This is a genomic window from Photobacterium sp. S4TG1 (assembly GCF_036040035.1).
Lineage (GTDB): Bacteria > Pseudomonadota > Gammaproteobacteria > Enterobacterales > Vibrionaceae > Photobacterium.
Genome location: NZ_JAYXUH010000002.1, coordinates 132,519 through 151,469 on the forward strand (window position 1 = coordinate 132,519; position 18,951 = coordinate 151,469).

At 33.4% G+C, this 18,951-nt stretch carries 13 protein-coding genes and 2 pseudogenes; 6 read left to right on the top strand and 9 right to left on the bottom strand.

Annotated elements, in window-relative coordinates; translation table 11 throughout:
- The first annotated feature begins 173 nt into the window (after nucleotides 1–173).
- Together trpS and VXS03_RS04245 are read left to right on the top strand one after the other, a co-directional pair.
- The gene (gene trpS / locus VXS03_RS04240; RefSeq protein WP_327762167.1) at nucleotides 174–1,205 is read left to right on the top strand and encodes a tryptophan--tRNA ligase; all 1,032 of its coding nucleotides are present in this window, start codon (nucleotides 174–176) and stop codon (nucleotides 1,203–1,205) included.
- Between the two features lie 95 nt (nucleotides 1,206–1,300).
- Nucleotides 1,301–1,909 carry a DUF2799 domain-containing protein gene (locus tag VXS03_RS04245; RefSeq protein ID WP_327762169.1) on the top strand — a complete coding sequence of 203 codons (609 nt, stop codon included), beginning with the start codon at nucleotides 1,301–1,303 and terminating at the stop codon, nucleotides 1,907–1,909.
- 78 nt (nucleotides 1,910–1,987) lie between these two features.
- Here the strand turns inward: VXS03_RS04245 and VXS03_RS04250 are convergent, their stop codons facing one another.
- The 8 genes from VXS03_RS04250 to VXS03_RS04285 all read right to left on the bottom strand — a co-directional run bounded on the left by VXS03_RS04250 (nucleotide 1,988) and on the right by VXS03_RS04285 (nucleotide 11,934).
- A complete protein-coding gene (locus tag VXS03_RS04250) occupies nucleotides 1,988–4,441 on the bottom strand; it encodes a molybdopterin guanine dinucleotide-containing S/N-oxide reductase (RefSeq protein WP_327762171.1) in 2,454 nt (817 codons plus the stop codon).
- A 13-nt stretch (nucleotides 4,442–4,454) separates the two neighbouring features.
- On the bottom strand, nucleotides 4,455–5,546 hold the full coding sequence (locus VXS03_RS04255) for a NapC/NirT family cytochrome c (RefSeq protein ID WP_327762172.1): 1,092 nt from the start codon (nucleotides 5,544–5,546) through the stop codon (nucleotides 4,455–4,457).
- Between the two features lie 289 nt (nucleotides 5,547–5,835).
- Complete coding sequence (locus VXS03_RS04260; protein ID WP_327762174.1) at nucleotides 5,836–6,087, bottom strand: hypothetical protein; 252 nt, start codon at nucleotides 6,085–6,087, stop codon at nucleotides 5,836–5,838.
- A gap of 96 nt (nucleotides 6,088–6,183) precedes the next feature.
- Nucleotides 6,184–7,275 (bottom strand): hypothetical protein, encoded by a 1,092-nt coding sequence (locus VXS03_RS04265; RefSeq protein WP_327762176.1) that lies wholly within the window; start codon nucleotides 7,273–7,275, stop codon nucleotides 6,184–6,186.
- Complete coding sequence (locus VXS03_RS04270; protein WP_327762177.1) at nucleotides 7,238–7,957, bottom strand: hypothetical protein; 720 nt, start codon at nucleotides 7,955–7,957, stop codon at nucleotides 7,238–7,240. The genes VXS03_RS04265 and VXS03_RS04270 overlap by 38 nt, the downstream gene beginning before the upstream one ends.
- 2 nt (nucleotides 7,958–7,959) lie before the next feature.
- Nucleotides 7,960–10,695 carry a CS1-pili formation C-terminal domain-containing protein gene (locus VXS03_RS04275; protein ID WP_327762178.1) on the bottom strand — a complete coding sequence of 912 codons (2,736 nt, stop codon included), beginning with the start codon at nucleotides 10,693–10,695 and terminating at the stop codon, nucleotides 7,960–7,962.
- A 50-nt stretch (nucleotides 10,696–10,745) separates the two neighbouring features.
- The gene (locus tag VXS03_RS04280; RefSeq protein ID WP_327762179.1) at nucleotides 10,746–11,291 is read right to left on the bottom strand and encodes a hypothetical protein; all 546 of its coding nucleotides are present in this window, start codon (nucleotides 11,289–11,291) and stop codon (nucleotides 10,746–10,748) included.
- Nucleotides 11,292–11,364: 73 nt separating this feature from the next.
- Nucleotides 11,365–11,934 carry a hypothetical protein gene (locus VXS03_RS04285; RefSeq protein WP_327762180.1) on the bottom strand — a complete coding sequence of 190 codons (570 nt, stop codon included), beginning with the start codon at nucleotides 11,932–11,934 and terminating at the stop codon, nucleotides 11,365–11,367.
- Nucleotides 11,935–12,157: 223 nt separating this feature from the next.
- Here VXS03_RS04285 and VXS03_RS04290 point away from each other — a divergent pair, with 223 nt between their 5' ends.
- From VXS03_RS04290 to VXS03_RS04300, 3 genes and pseudogenes are all read left to right on the top strand, one after another.
- Complete coding sequence (locus VXS03_RS04290) at nucleotides 12,158–14,446, top strand: Ig-like domain-containing protein (RefSeq protein ID WP_327762181.1); 2,289 nt, start codon at nucleotides 12,158–12,160, stop codon at nucleotides 14,444–14,446.
- 880 nt (nucleotides 14,447–15,326) lie between these two features.
- Nucleotides 15,327–16,245 (top strand): annotated as a pseudogene (locus VXS03_RS04295) (IS1595 family transposase).
- Nucleotides 16,246–16,251: 6 nt separating this feature from the next.
- Nucleotides 16,252–16,878: pseudogene (locus VXS03_RS04300) on the top strand (ISAs1 family transposase); the annotation flags it as partial.
- Nucleotides 16,879–16,903: 25 nt separating this feature from the next.
- Here the strand turns inward: VXS03_RS04300 and VXS03_RS04305 are convergent.
- Nucleotides 16,904–17,665, bottom strand: a complete 762-nt coding sequence (locus tag VXS03_RS04305; protein ID WP_327762182.1) for an EAL domain-containing protein — start codon at nucleotides 17,663–17,665, stop codon at nucleotides 16,904–16,906.
- Nucleotides 17,666–17,840: 175 nt separating this feature from the next.
- Between VXS03_RS04305 and VXS03_RS04310 the strand changes: the two genes are divergently transcribed.
- Nucleotides 17,841–18,785, top strand: a complete 945-nt coding sequence (locus VXS03_RS04310) for a helix-turn-helix transcriptional regulator (RefSeq protein WP_327762183.1) — start codon at nucleotides 17,841–17,843, stop codon at nucleotides 18,783–18,785.
- Nucleotides 18,786–18,951 lie beyond the last annotated feature (166 nt).

Genomic DNA, 18,951 nt, shown 5'->3' on the forward strand with positions numbered 1-18,951 from the left:
ATAAGATAACAAGCATTATCTCACCCCTTTTCTTTTGGTGGCGTTCTTCATAGAGCGGCGCTGATATAGAGTTATCTTTCTATTTCATTTTGCCGCCGGAAGGTCGCAAATGAATACGCCTAATCTTATCCGTATCTCCTCACCTCTCCGGCAGCACTTTTTCGGAGAAAAATATGAACACTCAAGCTTCAATTGCACCAAATCAACATCAACCTATTATTCTTACAGGTGACCGCGCTACAGGCCAGCTTCACCTTGGTCATTATGTGGGTTCATTACAACAACGAGTTCAATTACAGCATCAATACCAACAAAACATTCTCGTTGCTGATATGCAAGGTCTTACCGATAATGGTCATAATCCACGTAAAGTCGCCACAAATATTCTTAATGTTGTCGCCGACTATTTAGCTGTTGGTATTGATCCAAAACTCACCACTATTTGTCTTCAATCGGCCATTCCCGCACTGGCAGAATTAACCATGTACTATTCTAATATCGTTTCTATTGCACGTTTAGAGCGTAATCCTACAGTGAAGAGTGAAATTCAATCAAAAGCGTTTGGTCGTTCTATTCCTGCTGGTTTTTTAACTTATCCTATTTCTCAAGCCGCTGATATTACAGCATTTCGTGCAAGCTTAATTCCTGTCGGTGATGATCAATTACCAATGCTCGAACAAACAAATGAAATTGTAAGAAAAATAAATACTATTGCAGGTAAAAATATTTTAGTTGAATGCCAACCACTATTAAGTAAAGTCGCTCGCTTACCGAGTACAGATGGTAAAAATAAAATGTCGAAATCAATGGGTAATACCATCACATTAGGTGCAGATAGTAAGACAATTTCACAAGCAGTAAAATCAATGTATACCGATCCAAATCATCTTCGTGTAGACGATCCTGGCTGTGTTGAGGGGAATATTGTATTTACTTACCTTGATGCTTTTCACCCAGATAGTGTTTATATCGAAACACTAAAGCAACAATATCGCCAAGGTGGGCTAGGTGATGGCACAACGAAGAAAATTTTAGAACAATGCCTGCAAGATTTAATTTCGCCTATACGCCAGCGTCGTACTGATTTCTTAAACAATCAAGACTATCTCATTGAAGTTTTAAAATCAGGAACTGAACATGCTAATCAGCAAACTCAACAAGTTTTAACAGATATTAAAACGGCTTTTGGTTTGAATTTGTTTTAATCATTAGCGATATTTATAACTGTTAAATATAGGTATCGCTTTTAATTATTATATCTTTAAAATACTCCATTTTATTCATTATAAGATAATCATTCATGACGATAAAATCACTCGCTATTACACTTATATTATGTTCAACGGTAAGTGCATGCTCCGTAATGAATGAACAACAATGCCAGGCGGCGAATTGGGCAGCTTTAGGCTATGTCGATGGCTCACAAGGCGCATCAGCTAATCAATTTAATGAACGTAACTCTGCGTGCTCTGAATATAAGGTTCATGCTAACTTTAACCAATATCAAGCAAGTTATCAGCAAGGATTAATAATATACTGTACTGAAAGTCATGGCTTTTTTGTTGGTTCAAATGGCAATAGCTATCTTGGTGTTTGTCCACAATCAACCTCTACTCTATTTTTACGGGGTTATCATCAAGGACAACAATTATTTGCCTTAAAAAATAAACTCACTCAAGCCGAGCAAGCATTACAAAATGAACAATATGATAGTGAATATCAGCAACAACGATTGAATAGATTAAAAAACAGTATCATTTACGATAAGTTAACCGCTCGTGAACGACAGCAGAAATTAGAAAAAATAGAAGCAATCAATCAACAGCCTAATTTAATCAAAAAGAAAAAAGCACAATTAAACAGATTAAAAAAAGAATTAGCTGAATTAGAATTAGTACAGCGCAATTAGAAATATCTTTTTTATTAACTATTTATAAAAAAAGCCGAGTATGAATACTCGGCTTTTTAAGTCACGTTACACTATTAACTAACCGTTTTTAGGTGGTGTAAACGCCGTTAATGTTGGAGCTACACCTGTGAATTTCTCAATTTTCACTACACCAGAATTACCACAGTTACCATTACCTAAACGGGATGTTGGAATATCCATCGTTAATACGTTTGGCCCGCCATTTTTACACATACCCGTCTTAGGATCTAAATCAGGCCATGCTCCTTCATGAATACATACGCTGCCTTTTTTGATGCCATCAGAAACAAAAGCACCAACTAAAACTTGACCACGCTGGTTATAAGCGCGAACCAAATCACCGTCTTTAATACCACGAGCTTTGGCATCTTCAGGATGGATTGTAATCGGTTCACGATTCTGTACCGCATATTGTTTACGAAGATCAGCATAGTTAAATTGGCTGTGTAAACGGTGTGCTGAGTGTGATGTCATTAACTGCAATTCACCATCATTGTAATTAAACATCCACTCAGTTGGCTCCATCCATACCGGGTGTGGAGGACAATCATCTAACTTAAAGCTTTCAATCGTTTTAGAGAAGATCTCAATTTTACCACTTGGCGTGCCTAATGGATTCATGATGGGATCTTTACGGAAATCAGCAAAACGAACAAACTCAGCGTTCTTTGCGTTCCATTTCATTTCAATAAGCTTATTTGCTTCCCAAAACTTAGAAAAGTTCATCATCGGAACGCGTGCATTACGGCCGCCTTTTTGCGCTGTTTTATAGAAATCACGCAGCCATTCCATCTCCGTTTTATTTTCCATATACACATTTCGACCACCGGGTTTTAAATGTTCTGCCATATCAGCAAACACATCTAAATCACTGCGCGCTTCGTTTTGTGGCTCAACCACTTGCTTCATTGGCACAAGGTGTTGGTTAGAATAATCCCCCGTCATCGTAAGATCATTACGTTCAAATGAGGTCGTGATCGGCAGTACAATATCCGCATGTTTGGCCGCAGCCGTCCAATATGGTTCTGAAATAACGATCAATTCAGGTTTTTGCCATGCTTTAATTAAACGGTTGGTATCTTGGTGATGAGTAAAGTTTGCACCGCCCGCCCACCAAATCATCTTTAATTCAGGGAACGTTAGAGTATGACCATTATGTTGGTACTCTGTACCCGGCTTTTCCAAACACTCAACAATACGCGCGACAGGGAAAGCTGTAACCGAACCTTGAACAGCCCAGTCATTACCACCTGCAGAACTTGTTCCTAAAGATGGCGACATTGCAGGTAATACACCAGCGTCACGCGTTGGATTACCACCATTAGAGTAATGGTATGAATAACCAAAACCACCGCCTGGTAAGCCAACTTGACCAAGCATAGAAGCAAGCACCGTTAGCATCCAATGGCGTTGTTCACCGTGTTGCTGGCGTTGCATACCCCAACCAGCCATAAGCATGGTGCGGTTTTCTTTGAAGATTTTAGCCAGAAGCTCCATTTGTTTTGCAGGCACGCCACAGATAGCTTCAGCCCATTGTGGTGTTTTCTCAATGCCGTCTTCTTTACCCATGAGGTAGGCTTCAAATTGCTCAAAGCCTACTGTGTATTTAGTTAGGAATTCAGTATCGTGTTGTTGTGTTTTGATCAATTGATAAGCAATACCCATCATCATTGCCACATCCGATTGCGGATTAGGTGCAATCCATTGTGCTTTATCACCAAAAAATTCAGCGGTTTCTGAACGCATTGGGTCAATGATAATAACAGTTTTGCCTGATTTCTTAAGTTGATGGAAAAACTCCAGACCTTGTCCATCACTTGAAGACCATGCAATCTTCAAGGTATTAATTGGGTTTAAGCCCCATAACACAACCACTTTACTGTTTTCTAAAATTACAGGATAAGTAGTTTGTTGCTCATAGACTTCAATCGAACCAACAACGTGCGGCATAATGACTTGAGCAGCACCTGTAGAATAATCACCTAAGTGACCCGCATAACCACCCGACATACTCATATAACGTTGAAGTAATGTTTGTGCTTTATGCAAGACACCACTAGAACGCCAACCATAAGAACCTGCAAAGATAGACTCAGGACCATAAGCATTACGAATACGCATATGTTGCTCATGGATCAGCTTATAAGCCTCATCCCAAGATACCTGTACAAATTCATCGCTACCACGTACACCTTGAGGATCACTTGGGTTTGCTAAATAGCCTTTACGCACCATTGGGTATTTAACACGTGCTTTAGTATAAACCTGTGATGGACCTGTTTGTTGCAAGCTATTTGGAACAGTTTGTGCTAAACCACTTTTAGTTGAGACAAGCTGACCATCTTTAACTTCACACAGCAATGGCCCCATACGGCCGGCGGTTAAAATTAAAGAATCAGTACGACCCAGTGTTGATGCGTTCACTGATAACGGAGCAATAGAAGTGATTGCTAATGCACCTGCAGATGCACTTGCGCCTTTTAAAAAACCACGACGAGTAATAGTTGTCATTTTCATCACTCCCTTATTGATGAGTAGCCACGTCTTTCGCGTGGTTTTGGAAGAATTTAGTTAAGATCTCAAGGTTTAGTTCAGAGATATCTGTACGTGCACCCATGCTTTTTGCAACAGGGCCCCAAGAGTTAACAGTGAAGTGATTAGCTGGAATTTTAGCGTGGCAAGTTGCACAGTAAACGTTATCCAATTCTTCTGCGTAATCCCATAGCGGCTGATTAGAAGCAAGAACAGGCGCATCAATGGTGCCCGTTAGTTCAGCACTACGCCATTGATTACCATAAGCGTCAGTTTTAGCCTCACCCAATTTTAAAGCTTTAATACCCGCATCCGTTAAAGTCGCGATAATTGAACGTTGACCTTCACCCATGTAGATAACAGATTCTGCACCTTTCATTTGGTAACCAGAAACCATAACCGTACGCTGGTTATCTTTATTCGCGACTGTAGTTAATTCAACCGTTGGATTAATCGTCGCAAGATCAGCCATTTTAATGGTTTCAATTGGATAAACTTTGACTGCATCAGGTTTAGTATTTTTAGCCATGTCAAAAAGGTGATCAAAAGCGGAGGTATCCAACGTAGCTTGTGGTGCAAAGTGGGCTACACCTTTATGACAATCTATGCAGGTTTGATTATTTTCTTTACCGTATAAATGCATTTTCTGTGCACTTGCTGATTGGTCATAGGTTTCCATCGCATCAAGACTATGACAAGAACGACAAGTAGCAGAATCGTTTTCACGCATTTGTCCCCAGACCGTTTCAGCCATTGCTAAGCGGTGATCTTCATACTTAGCATCAGTATCAATTTTACCAGTAACAAATTCATGGTAGATGTCTTTAGAAGCTCGAACCTTGGTAATTAAATAATCAATAGGATCTTTAGGGATATGGCAGTCAGCACATTCTGCACGAATGCCTTTCTGATTACTGAAGTGTACTGAACCTTGATATTCAGCAAGGGGTTTTTGCATCGTATGGCACGACACACAAAATTCAGTACTTGAGGTGGCATGAAGCACAGCCTGTGTACCACCTAGCGTTATCCAGCCAATAATAATGCCGATAACAGCGATTAAAACAATATAGCGTTTTTTCATAAGTATTATCCTTTAGTTAGCCATAGTATTTACGTGGCTATTTAAAAGATTTTACCGAACAATATTACATATTTATTCACAAACATTGTTCAATCGCTCACAATTGTGACTTAACACTCATAATTGATTGTTTTATTAATAAATACTGACTTTTATTGACTTATTTACAAGCAATAGCTATCTCATTACCCCATTCTTAATTTTAAACCGACATCAACACTAATAACCAACTAAGCCAGCCACAAATAACAATTAGTTGCTTATTGTGGCTTAGTTAATTTGTTAGTTATTATTGTATTTTTGAGTGTTTTTTGTAAGCGGAAATTTTTACTTGCTGAGGTAATAATTTAATATTTTTTTTATTTTCTTCATACTGCTCAAATAAATATATTTTTTTAGGCTTTATTATATTTCTTTGCTTTCTATTTTTCATTAAATTTGAATTAACAATAGAACATAAAGATAAATACCCATACGTATCATAGGCCGCTTGGAATCTTTTATTTACTCGCTTTCTTAATTGATGCTTTTTTATTGACACACCGTTACCTAAAAGGTATTCATTTGAAAGTATTAACTATAAATAATTCATAGAGAACAATATCTACTAGTCGTATTTAAATAAAAATAAACTTAATTATATATCTAACCCAAAAGTAAATGTAAAATTACCATAATATCGTCCAAGGGCCACATCTTGCCTTTCTTTTTTTATTTTAACTAAAATTGGTAATTTAACTTTAGAGCCGCTAACTTTAATTTTAGTCCTTGATACTTGCTCTTTACCATCTTTTACTAGCTCTTGAACATCACATTTAGGACAAACAATATTTAATGGAATATCTACAGCACCTAACTTTCCGTTAATATGCTTTAAATTAAAATTATTACCCGTAGGTATATTTAAGACTAACCCAGTAGAAAAAGACCCGGTTGCAATAACATTAAACATTGCAATCCCTTCAAGAAAAGCACTGTCTTTTTTACTAATATCAAAATCAAACTTGTGTATACCAGGCTTTTCTAATCGAACATCCATCAAATAGCCTGGTTTATAATTTATATTAATCACTAAGTTTTTAAATTTATTTTGCCACGTCTGGACTCCAGATAAAGGCATAACAAAACCATAAGGATATGTAAATCCAAAATTAAAACTATATATACCTTCTCGTCTATCAGCTGTAGGTAAATTATCAAAAGCATCAATTATTTTCGTTTTATCGATAGATAATATAGGCCGAATAAAATGATAAGGCATTGCATTATTACTTTTTAAAACAGAACCAGAACATACAGTAGAACTCGTTGAATTAACAACAAAAGTAGTACTACCACTAATTCCAAACGAATCACATTTAGTTATTGGTGATTTTAAAGTGTCCTCCTTTAATGTATTGCTTGCTTTATATTCAAGGCCAACAATCGTAATTGCATCACTGATATTGACTTTTACACCACTAGGCCCTACCAAGCTGATATTTTTACTCTCGTATTTAAACCCCGGAGACCAAGAAGTTGCTGGTAATAAGTTAGTTTCAGGCTCCCAGCTAGCTAATGTTTTATAACTAGCAGAGGAAACACTAGAAACTACATTTTTAAATTTAAGATCACTACCTGTCAGTTCACCATCGAGAATAAAAGAAAAACAATTTGAAGAATACATCGCTATTAATAATAAAAGTTTTTTATTATTTAATAACTTTATTAAAAATAACTTTCTTATCATTTGCAACAACCTCTTTTTTATAAAAAGTATCATCAATTGATGAAATAAATACATCAATCATGCCTTTTCTTGCATTTTTAGGTAATAATAGTTTTCTTATTTTCCCTGGAAGCATAATAACTTTAGTACTGCAATCTGCTTTAAACATAGCAGAACATTGATTAAAAAATACTTCTAAAGTTGTATTACTTGTATTTTCAAGTAGTGCATATTCATTCTTTTTTTCAATTGAATATGATATTTTTTTATTCTTAGCAGGAATAACAAATATGCTTTCATAGCCATAACTTATAGCAACACCTTTCATTTTCCCATTTTTAGAATAAGGTGTCGGTGTAAATTGAACAGCAAAAATAGTATCGTGATCAGGATTACAGCCTTCAGCACATAATGCTCTCACACCTACTTTTTTCGCCATTAGGGGGTCAAGAATAAATTTATTTTGAGTTAATGTTGCATCCCACTCTAATAAATTAGATTTTGTATAAGGTGTTTTAACCACCTTGCCACTTTTAACTTCAACCTTAGACAACTTAACATTAACAAATGCAGGATCAGCTTGATTATTTGTAACTGTATAAACGCCTGCACCATGTTCATCAGAAACTTTTAGCATCGTATCAATAGCAATTGCATGTGATATTGAAGGAAATAATAACACTAATAATATCAATTTTTTCATTTCTAATTCCACTTTTCATTCAATAATAATACGTAATTTGAAATTGTATCTTTCGGAACGTCAGCAGTTAGCATAACATTATGAAACTTTTCTTTTATATCGTTACTAGCTATTTGCTCTTGATCATAAGATACGTAAACTAAATTTTTATCATCCCCAAACTTTTTCTCAATAATATTATATTGACTGTCTTTATCTAAAGACGCATAACGCCATTTATTTTTAGTTTCAAAAATTCCTAAATAAACATAACGCATGTCTTTACCTGTTTGAGGATCTTTCATTACTAATTCTTGATTATCTTCATTATTAGGAATGCAGTAATTTATACCTATATTTAGAACACTAATATCTCGAACTTGAGGTGTTAAACAAGTTAATACTTTTTCTTTATTCTTTAAAACAAAAGGCTGCCCAGATCTAACTGCAATTTTAAAAATGTTACCGTCAATATTTTCAACATCAACACACCCCTCTCCAACACATTCAACGTCTAAAATATCTTTATCAATAATATCTTTAAAACCACTAACAAAAGAAACAATTTTAGTTAAATTCATATTAGTCGTTATTACACTACCAGGATGAACAAAAAAGCTGGATCTATTCTTACCTGTATTTTCTAAAGATGATGATTCAGTATCAATTTTATTTTCATATTGAGAATATGACTTTAATGGAACAACTTTATTATTATTATTAATATTAACATCATATTTACGATGATTATCTTGCTCAATAGTAAGAATACCATATGTGTCATTATCTTTAATATCATCTGATTTTTTGATATCTAACTTAAGATAAGCTTCTGATCGTTCTCTTGTAAAATCAATACCATCAGAATTAATTACCTGAGTATTATTAAATGCAATATTTTGCTGAATAGTTCCTGTTGTTGATATAGAACCATAATAATTCGCATCAAAATTATTATTTTGATAATCACCCATAATATCTAAAGATGTATCATTATTTTGATCTCTATCTTTTACAAATGCAGTCCTAGCTAATGCTGAAAAAGAAATATTATCGTCAGGTAATAAATCTCCAGTATCAAATTCAGAAGTGAAATCATTAAATTGATCTTCTTGTGCACTCGTATTAAAAGATAATTGGCTATTATTATCAAAATTTATTGTATATCTGAAGTTAAATTGAAATTCATCATCAAATTGGTTATATCTACTAACTCTACCATCATTTTTGTTATACGTTATATCAAAATAAAAACTATTAGATGAATTATAATTATAATTATAATTATTAGTTATAGATGTATTGCTACCATCTTCATATTTATAATAATTATAGTACAATCCTGTCGATAAAGAACCAGTTAACAACATGGACTTATTTATATTAATATTGGTTCGAGAGCTGCAACTTTCAGTAAAGCAAGCAAGCTCATCATCATCGTCAAAATTAAATTTTTCATAACCTATATTAATCCATGAAGAATATAAGTTTACTGAATTTAAACTAGAACCTTCACTATAAATTTTATTATTATAAGTAACTTGAGAGCTATCAATAAACGTATAATCAATAGCCGATTGTAGAATAAGATCTTTTTTCTCTGAGAGAGTAATTGCTCCTGACAAAGTCATCCCATCAATGATGCCATAAGCTAATTTAACTGATGAATATAGAGAATCATTATAATCGTTAATATACTTATCACTACCATCATTATAACTTTCATCATTATTCCCATTTATCAACATTCCTGCTTGAATACGATAACTAAAATCGCCTTTTGATAACATTGCTGACTTTATATTATATATATTATATGTTTTATCAAAGAATGTATTACTCCCTGATTTAACTGTAACTCTAATTTCATAAACACCAGAAGGTAAATCGTTATATGTAATTTCTTGCTGGCCTGCTTTTACTGCATACTGTTTAATATACGTACCGTTTTTTTGTATGGATAATAACCCAGCAGAAGGTACATAAATATTAACTTTCTTATATGCTTGATTCGATTTTATAAGCAGATTTCGTGATGAGCCAAAAGAAATATCAACAGTATCAGAATCTGTAAATGACTCTATTACATCTGTTGCATTCATTGAATTATTATCTGAAAAATATCCAGCTTTTAATTCAGTATTATCTTTATTTACACTATAAGATAATTCATTGAGATCAAATACATCATCATTATTAGTATTGATATTAAAATCAGAACGTAAATATCCATATTTAAATCCTTGAACAAAATTATCTGATATATTTAAAGATGTATCATCATCATACTGATTAATAAAAACAGAAGAACTATTAATCAATGCATTATTATTATTTATATTTGATGCATATACTACTTTTGATTTTTTTTCTTTAAGTATATTTTCAGAAAGAAACACTCTTAATATATTAGAGTCAATATTATAGAAAAAAGCATAGCTATCTGTAGATACAATACAAGAACTTGGTATTCCTTGACACTCATTTGTATTCATTATCCCTTCGTTAGATAGCAAATCAGATAATATCTTACTTACATATTTTTCTTTAATATTATTATTTTTCAATAGCTTTTTGAAATTATCAATTGCTAACTTATCGTTTTTATTCAACCGTACTTTGTTATATGAACTAATTAACGCTTGTTTTCCAAAATCACCAGAAGGAAAAACAACTTTTACAACTTTGTTCTCCTCATTAAACATTTCCTTAAATTCATCAGGGATGTTGTCATATTTCAAATCATCAGAATATGCCACAGACGAGTATAGGCATAAAAAAAAGACAGTTAATACTAGATGACTTTTTCTCATATCGATAGCCCAACCATTAGCGTCATTTTACCTTCACAATATTTATAATTATTAATAAAATCAGTGACAGGTATTTTTGAAAAAGAAAGATTAATTTTTTTTACACTAGCTTGTGTTCCAGACACAACATCATCAAACTCTTGCCATAATAACGGGTTGCGACTATTCACTTCGACGAGATCCCCCACATTATTAGTCATAGCTAATACTGGCGGTTCATAATAAATAGTTTTCCCATTATGTAGTAAACAAGAAGCATTGTTTTCCACAAGATTAATATCATAATAAAAACTTTCAAGTCGACTTGAAGGTATATCAGTATTAACAGTTAATGTAGAATTAATATCGTGGAAACGTTCATGACTTTCATCATAAATAACAGTAAAATTATTTGGCGATATCACAACTGATTTAATTTTAAACCCTGCGGCGGATGGTGTTACATCTGCTTGGAGTAGAAAATCAACAGGAAATTCAGTCTTAGCAAAAGAATTACTAGCAAAAAAAGTGCACATTAACACTATTAACATTTCTTTAGACAAAAGACACTCCTGAAAATCATTAACCAGCTGGATAAAATAAAAGATTAGGCATCTATGATGCCTAATCTTAATATTATGCTACTGTAGCTAGAACATTAGCGTTTACAACTAGAGGCTCAAGCAAATTCAGAGGCGTCGCTGAAGTTACAGGCGATACACTGTTTACACTTAGAGTAACAGTTGAAACTCCGTTAGCACCAGCTGTAGACGTTAGCTCTGTACCTGATGCAATATCAGTCATTTTAATATCCATACCTGCTGTAGAGTTCGCACCCCAAGTAGCAGTGATACCATCAGCATCCACTGTCCAGTTTGTAGCGAATAAATCGCCAGCAGTTTTAGAACCTGAACCTTGATCCCAGTACAAACGAGACTCTAGAATGATAGGTGTTTTTGTCTCAAACGTACCATCGCCATTAACCGTTAGAACACCATCTTCAACAGCACCAGAACGAGCACCAGTAATTACGATGTCGTTACCAGGAATAACCTTAGCAAAACCGCTCCATTCAAGAAAAGCAGATGAAACATCACCCGAAACCGGAATTGTTGCATCTGCATCTGCATCTGCATATGCTGATACAGAAGAAAAACCTAGTGTAGATACTAAAGCAGTTACCAGTAGCTTTTTTTTATTTGTCATGAGACTAACTCCATAATGATTATTGTTTCTTATTATATGATCGTAGTTATGTAATAGTTATTACATAACCAATTGACTCCTAAGTGGAGTCGGCACATATATTACTGAACAAAAAAAATAGATTAATAGCATTTAACAAATAAAATATATTTTTATGCTATTAATACAGCTTTAAATATTATTACAATCGCGAATCAATTAAATAATGAGATAGTGAGATTACATGTTTAATATAAAAAAAATTTTTATATTTAGTTTATTATCATTAGTGCTTTTGGGTTGTGGTAGCGAAAGTGATGATAATAAAGGACCATCACCACAAAAAAAAATTACTATAAATGCTCAAGATTTACTTTCTTTTTCATCTACTAAAAATACTCAAGTTATCGACCTGAGAGAAAGAGTAACTGCAGAAGATAATCAACAGTTAATTATAGAGAATATAGAAAATATAGATAATAACTGCGATTTTAACAAAAGTGATATTAATGGCTTAACATTTAAAGTTAGAACTGGTGGTGCTAATGTTTGCCGCTTTAAATATCATGTAAAAACACAATCTTCAAAGTATACCGGAACAAGTGAGGCTATTGCCCAAGTGGTCGTAACAGACGATTACACTAAAGGTGATTTTTTACCTCCAGTATCACGTACTATAACTGAATCAGATTTATTAACACTGAATGCTAAAGATTTGCTAATTGAGTCTGGATTTGAAATTGATCCCACATCAGTATATTTAACTGGAGAAACAGCATCTTCAGATATAGGTAGTGTTACTGCTGATAGTTCATCAATAACTTATCAAGCCCCAACCATGACCACAGGTACGGTAAGAATTTTTTATACTGAGATAGACCCTGCCAATAATATAGCAAGACCTGGTGTAGCCTATATAGCAATAGGTCAGAAAGGAAACCATAATCCTATCGCTTTAGATAGAGTGTTAGAACCTCTACCTTTGACAAGTGGTAATGTAAATATTGATATCTCTGATTATATTAGTGATCCCGATATGGCCGATACACTCCAATTAATCAATGTTAAAACATTCTTAGGTACAATAAAAATCGATTCTAGCCATTCTTTTATTTATACTCCAAATGAAATTGGAACTGAGGTTCTGACTTATATTATTTCTGATCATAATGGTGGCTATGGTATCGGTAGATTATCTTTTACTGTCTCACCATATGAAACGATAATAGATGACATCCAAAAACTGATTTTCACGCCACCACTAACAACTCCACAATTATCAGAAATAAATGGTACATTTACAAATGTATTTAAAGAGAATGGAACAACAGGCATTACTGGAACATATCCAACGTTTGATCACATTTTAGCAGATGCATATTGTACGACTAAAGGGATGAGAACAGCGTCATTTACAGAATTAGAGCAAATGCGAATTAATGTATTAGGCGATAAATCAGTTTTTAGAACTAAATATTTATGGCATAGCGGACAGCCTTATGTAACTATTGATGGTACTGCAATAAGTCTTGATTCAGGAATTGAAGACACTTCTTCTACTGATGGTTACTTTTCATGTACCGATACTATCACTCCGCGCTCTTGGACTTTTGCAGAAGAATACTATCCAGCTAAATATAATCAAACAACGAAGGTCTATTTAACTGCTAAAAGCGCCTCTGGTGATTCTATTTTTCTAGCTCCAAGTAAGTACGACTTAAGTTATGAAGTAGAAGCTATAAATGTTAATGGTACTTTAATAGATCCTGCGCTTGCTGATAATTTTATTAAGGTAACAATAGCTAGTAATTCTATTAAGATCACTAAAAAGCCAGGCAATATTGACGATGCTGTTAACGTTACTCTCCGTCTATCTGATCCTATTGCGCCAACTTCCACCACAAAAGTCATATTAGGTATATCAACCTGCCCTTCAGATGTTACTGAACCGCAACAAGCTGATGCTCTTGGTTGTGTAATCCCTATCAAAGGTTGGAAAACTGAAAAGTTTACGCTTGCTTTAACAAATCATATTATGGAAATAGCAGGGCTGTCACCTACAGAGATTAATAGCCTTTCAAAACTGCAAGTTGGTAATGGTTCTACTGTTGTTAAAGCTTTGCAGTGGTCAAAGCCAACTACTACAGTTGAAGATAGGGAAAATTGGCTAAAAGTAATCAATAAAGTTTGTACTGTCTTTAATAAAATAAAATTAAGTGGTAGAGATAATTGGACATCTGGTTCTGACAATATACCGCATCTTACTAGTAGTTCACAAACACATAGTCGTCTATTTTATGTTAGCTCAGTTTATTACCCGCAAGTAAGAGGATTTGTAAAGTGGTTATCAGCCATTGACGGCAATAGTCTCGGCCATGTTTCTTACTACGGATTAGGTTATGTTAACAGTGACCCAACTGATTTACATTATGTAAACGAAAAGAATGACTCATCAGAATTTGATGTTCAATCAGGTAAAACTCAATCATTCAAAGATACATATTCGTACCCATCATGCTGGTCTCGAAATTAGTAACTAGCAATATACGAGAAATATCCTTGTATATTTTATCATAGACCTAAATGATTTAATTTAAATAAAGGCTAAGTGCTATATACTTAGCTTTTTCATAGGCTTAGCTTTACTTGAATTGTTAATAAGAATTGATATATTTATAATTTATTTCAACTCACTGACATTTATAGATTTTGAATGTTAAAACTTTTCATTTAGCTGTATCCGCTCCATGACCCACGGGCGATATTATTATCTGGCTCAAATTTCGACCATTGACCCTACGTGTATTTTATCGCTTTACCTAGAGTACTAAACTCTAACACACCGATTTTATGCAGAGTATGGTCACTATAAGAGCATTGCTTCTCGTTAGCATCAATATCGAATTCAATAACTTCACGCGGTAACATTTTAGGCGAGGATTTGCGTTTACAACGCTTTTCGTGGTAGTTGTATCGTGTTCTCAACTTATTCTTTCTTAACTGCTTTACATTCCACTTCGTTAAAGGGATCACTTTGAGACGCATTGTAATATTTAACATCTCAAAGCATTTAGCAAACAGGCGATCGAACGAAGGCAAGTTCGAGTTATTAAACAGTTATTGACACTCTTGTTGCCATTGATATTTACTTTGTTTTGCGACGCTAACAGTGTCTTTACCATCGTTTAAAGCTCGGTAAGAGCTTGGATTTCTGGGTTGATATTAGGCGTTTTTTTATGGTGTTCATTGTACAAATGAAACACCATAAAAACATGCGATAGACCTCTACTTTTGATCCTTCATATCATTGTTAATTTATTACCTGATTACCTGATTACCTGATTACCACTATTTAACAGCCACTGTTAAATTATCTCCTATACTTCAAGATATTGAAGTATAAGATCTACGTTATGCTTAAGAATTCAATACAATTTCAGAAAGGCTTTTCTATACCCGAATTTATGCAAATATATGGGACAGAAATGCAATGTAGAGAGCGTTTATTTAATATTCGCTGGAAAAATGGTTACGTTTTCCCTAAGTGTGCTTCTCAAAGTTATTGTGAACTTAAATCACGGTCATTATATCAATGTAATAAATGTCACCATCAGACATCATTGACAGTAGGTACTTTATTTTCTCATTCAAAATCACCGTTAACTACTTTGTTTTTTTAAATATTTATCTCATCACGCAAGATAAAAATAGTATTTCAGCATTAGAGCTAAAGCGTAAATTAGGGGGTTCTTATAACGGGGCATGACGAATAAAACATAAGCTCATGCGAGTGATGAAAGAACATGATAATAATCGAAAGTTAGGCAACATCGTGCAATTGGATGATGCATATATTGGAGGTAAAAAAAAGGAAAATGTGGACGTGGTGACCTTTTATATCAGAGATCTCTTTAGATGAAGAAAGTCATCCTATTTATATGCGGCTAAGTGTTGTTTCTTGTTTAAAAAAACAAGAAATTACAGATTGGGCTAAAAAGCATTTACAAGAAAAAACGTTATCATATCAGATGGTTTACCCTGTTTTAATGGTCTGTTAGCAGCTGAAATTATTCATGTTCATTACCAAAAAATGGTAAAGAGCTTCACCAATATGAAGCTACATTTTATTGGGTCGATACCATGATTGGTAACATTAAAATTTCTATAAAAGGGACATATCACGCAATTAGAGAAAAACATATTCCTCGTTATCTTGATGAATTCTGTTTTCAGTTTCGAGTTGAAGATATATTCAATACGCTAATTAAATGTGGTGCAAAATCACCACCAATGCTAGAGAAATTATTAACACTGGCTGAGTCTCGGTGGTAAGCAGGTATAAAAATGCTCGACATAGAGGGATCATTGGTGACTATTGACGCAATGGCTTCTCAAACGAAGATAGCTAAAGCTATTGTTGATAAAGGCGCCAATTACTTGCTTGCAGTCAAAGGTAATCAGGGAAAACTTCGAATAGCGGTAGAAAAAGCATTTGCAGCAGAGCGAGTAAATGTAGCCAATAACATTACTTTTGAAAAAGGTCATAGCCGCATAGAATCACGACAGAGCCATGTATTTGGAAGCGATAAGCTTGAGGGCAACGTCTCTCGTTGGAAAGACCTAAAAAGTATCATTATGACTAAAAATTACACGTTATTAAAGGGAAGAAGTTAGATCTCGAATACCATCACAAAAGATATTACAGCAGAATAAGCCTCGAGCTCGATTAGGGAGCACTGGAGTATAGAATCCATTCATTGAGTACTTGATGTGAGCATTACGTGCCAAATATATAAAGATCACGGTGCCGAAAAGCTAGCCTGTATTCGTCATATGGGTCTGAATATGCTTCAAGCTGAACCAACTAAACTCAGTATAGTTGGAAAGCAGAAACGCTGCATGATGAATAGTTCCATGCTAGAAGCTATGTTGGGTGCCGGTTTTATAGCTATGGCGAAAAACTAGGCACTCATACGGTCGCCCAGCCTAACTACCCATCTATAACATTATTTATTAATTTGTTAATAGGCACTGGACGATGAAAAAAATAGCCTTGACATAAATCAACACCAATTTCTTTCATCATATTATATGTCTCTACATCCTCAATACCTTCAGCAACAACTTTTAATCCTAAGTTGTGTGTTAAACTCACTAAATGCTCAATAATTTTTCTATCTATATTATTTTTTTTTGCATGCTTCACAAATGTTCTATCTATCTTCAATTCAGTAAATGGAATATTTTTTAATTTTGATAATGAAGCATATCCAGTACCGAAGTCATCAATGCTTAACCCAAAACCAAGCATCCTTAACTTATTGATGTTTTCTAAAAATACTTCTGTTTCAAAATATTCAACATTCTCAGTTATTTCTAAAGTTACATTATCATTAGAAATAAAATTATCTTTACACTTATCATGCAACCAACAATAAAAATCAGGGATCATTAATGTACTTGGAGAGATATTAATAGATATTTTTTTTAATTTATGATTGTTTTTTAAATCTATTAAAGCTTGATTCGTAGAAAAGAAAAAAAGATCATTAATTAAATTTTCTTCTTCTGCGCAACTTATAAAACAATCTGGGCTAATATACCCTAAAGAAGGACTGTTAAACCTTAATAGTACTTCAACACCATTAAGTAAATTATTATCCGCACTATAAATCGGCTGATAGTTATTAGAAAAATGATTATTAATCAGACCATCAGTTATAACTTTTTTTGTTACTTTCTTATTACACATTAAAAACAAGCCTCTAAAATAGAGGCAATATCTTACCGATAAAGCATATTTATTTGTAATAGCATATTTGATTTAATCTATAAATAAATGCTACGCTTTATTACATAAAAGACCGATGCCCATTACACTTACACAGTACTATATTAACAATTTCTTTCTAAATGTGAGAATTAAAATGCAAGATAAGTTTATCAATCTTATAAAAAAACACAGAGATAACAATGAATTATCTCAGAATGACCTTGTTGACAAATTAACATTAGATGATGAATCTTTATCTAAACTAGATGTAGTCACTTTAAGCCGCTGGGAAAATGAAAAAACATCACCTTCATTAGAAAAAAAGATAAGAATAATGCGAAAACTAAATTTGCTTACTTCTTATATATACTCAATTGGTAGCATATCTATAAATGAAAATATGATAGAAAAATCATTAAAAGTAAGATTTGGGGTAGAAATAAACAGATATAAAAAAATCAATAATGTTAAAATATCAAATAATATTTCATTTAAATTATCAAAAAACAGACATAATCTTAATTATAATATTAGTGAGTTTTTAGAAATTCAAAAAAATGAACATTTTAAATTGAACGATAAATGGCCAATAACCATCGGCTGTTGGTATTTAGATGATATCATAGAAGCTTTTTTTATACATTTATATACAAATGACAAAATCTTTAATTATGGCCACAGTGATAACTTAAGTGATTTATATATAAAAAATGTTAATGGTAAAATCAATAGTATTGCAGTTTTAGAGCACGTGACATCAACTAAAGATTATTATAAATTATCTACATTGTGTTTATTTGATACTCTCATTAAGAATAATGACTTAAAATATGTCTTTTTTTATGTGCGTACTGATTTTTTTTTAAAATTAATTGTCTCTGGTGGCGGAAAAAAAATAGCAACAGTCGCAGAACCTGATTCTATATTAAATGAATATAGTGATTTGAATTTTTTACATATAATAAAAATAGACACCATAACCTTATTATCAAACAAAAACTTTTTAAACTTTTGTTTAAAAAGTTATCATAGTTTAAAAAGAAATAACCCTACTCTTTTAAAGAAAATATATGAAACATCAATCCATACAGAGATATAAAAACACAAAAAAAGCCCCTGCTCTCGGTACAGAACAGGGGCTTTAGATAGTGACGGTAAACTTACGTTCACCAATAATAAATAACATCCTGTATATCTATTACTTTGTCCCTTGGTATTAGGCTGGAGACCTATAGAGACGGGAACCAGTAAGCATAAGACAATAA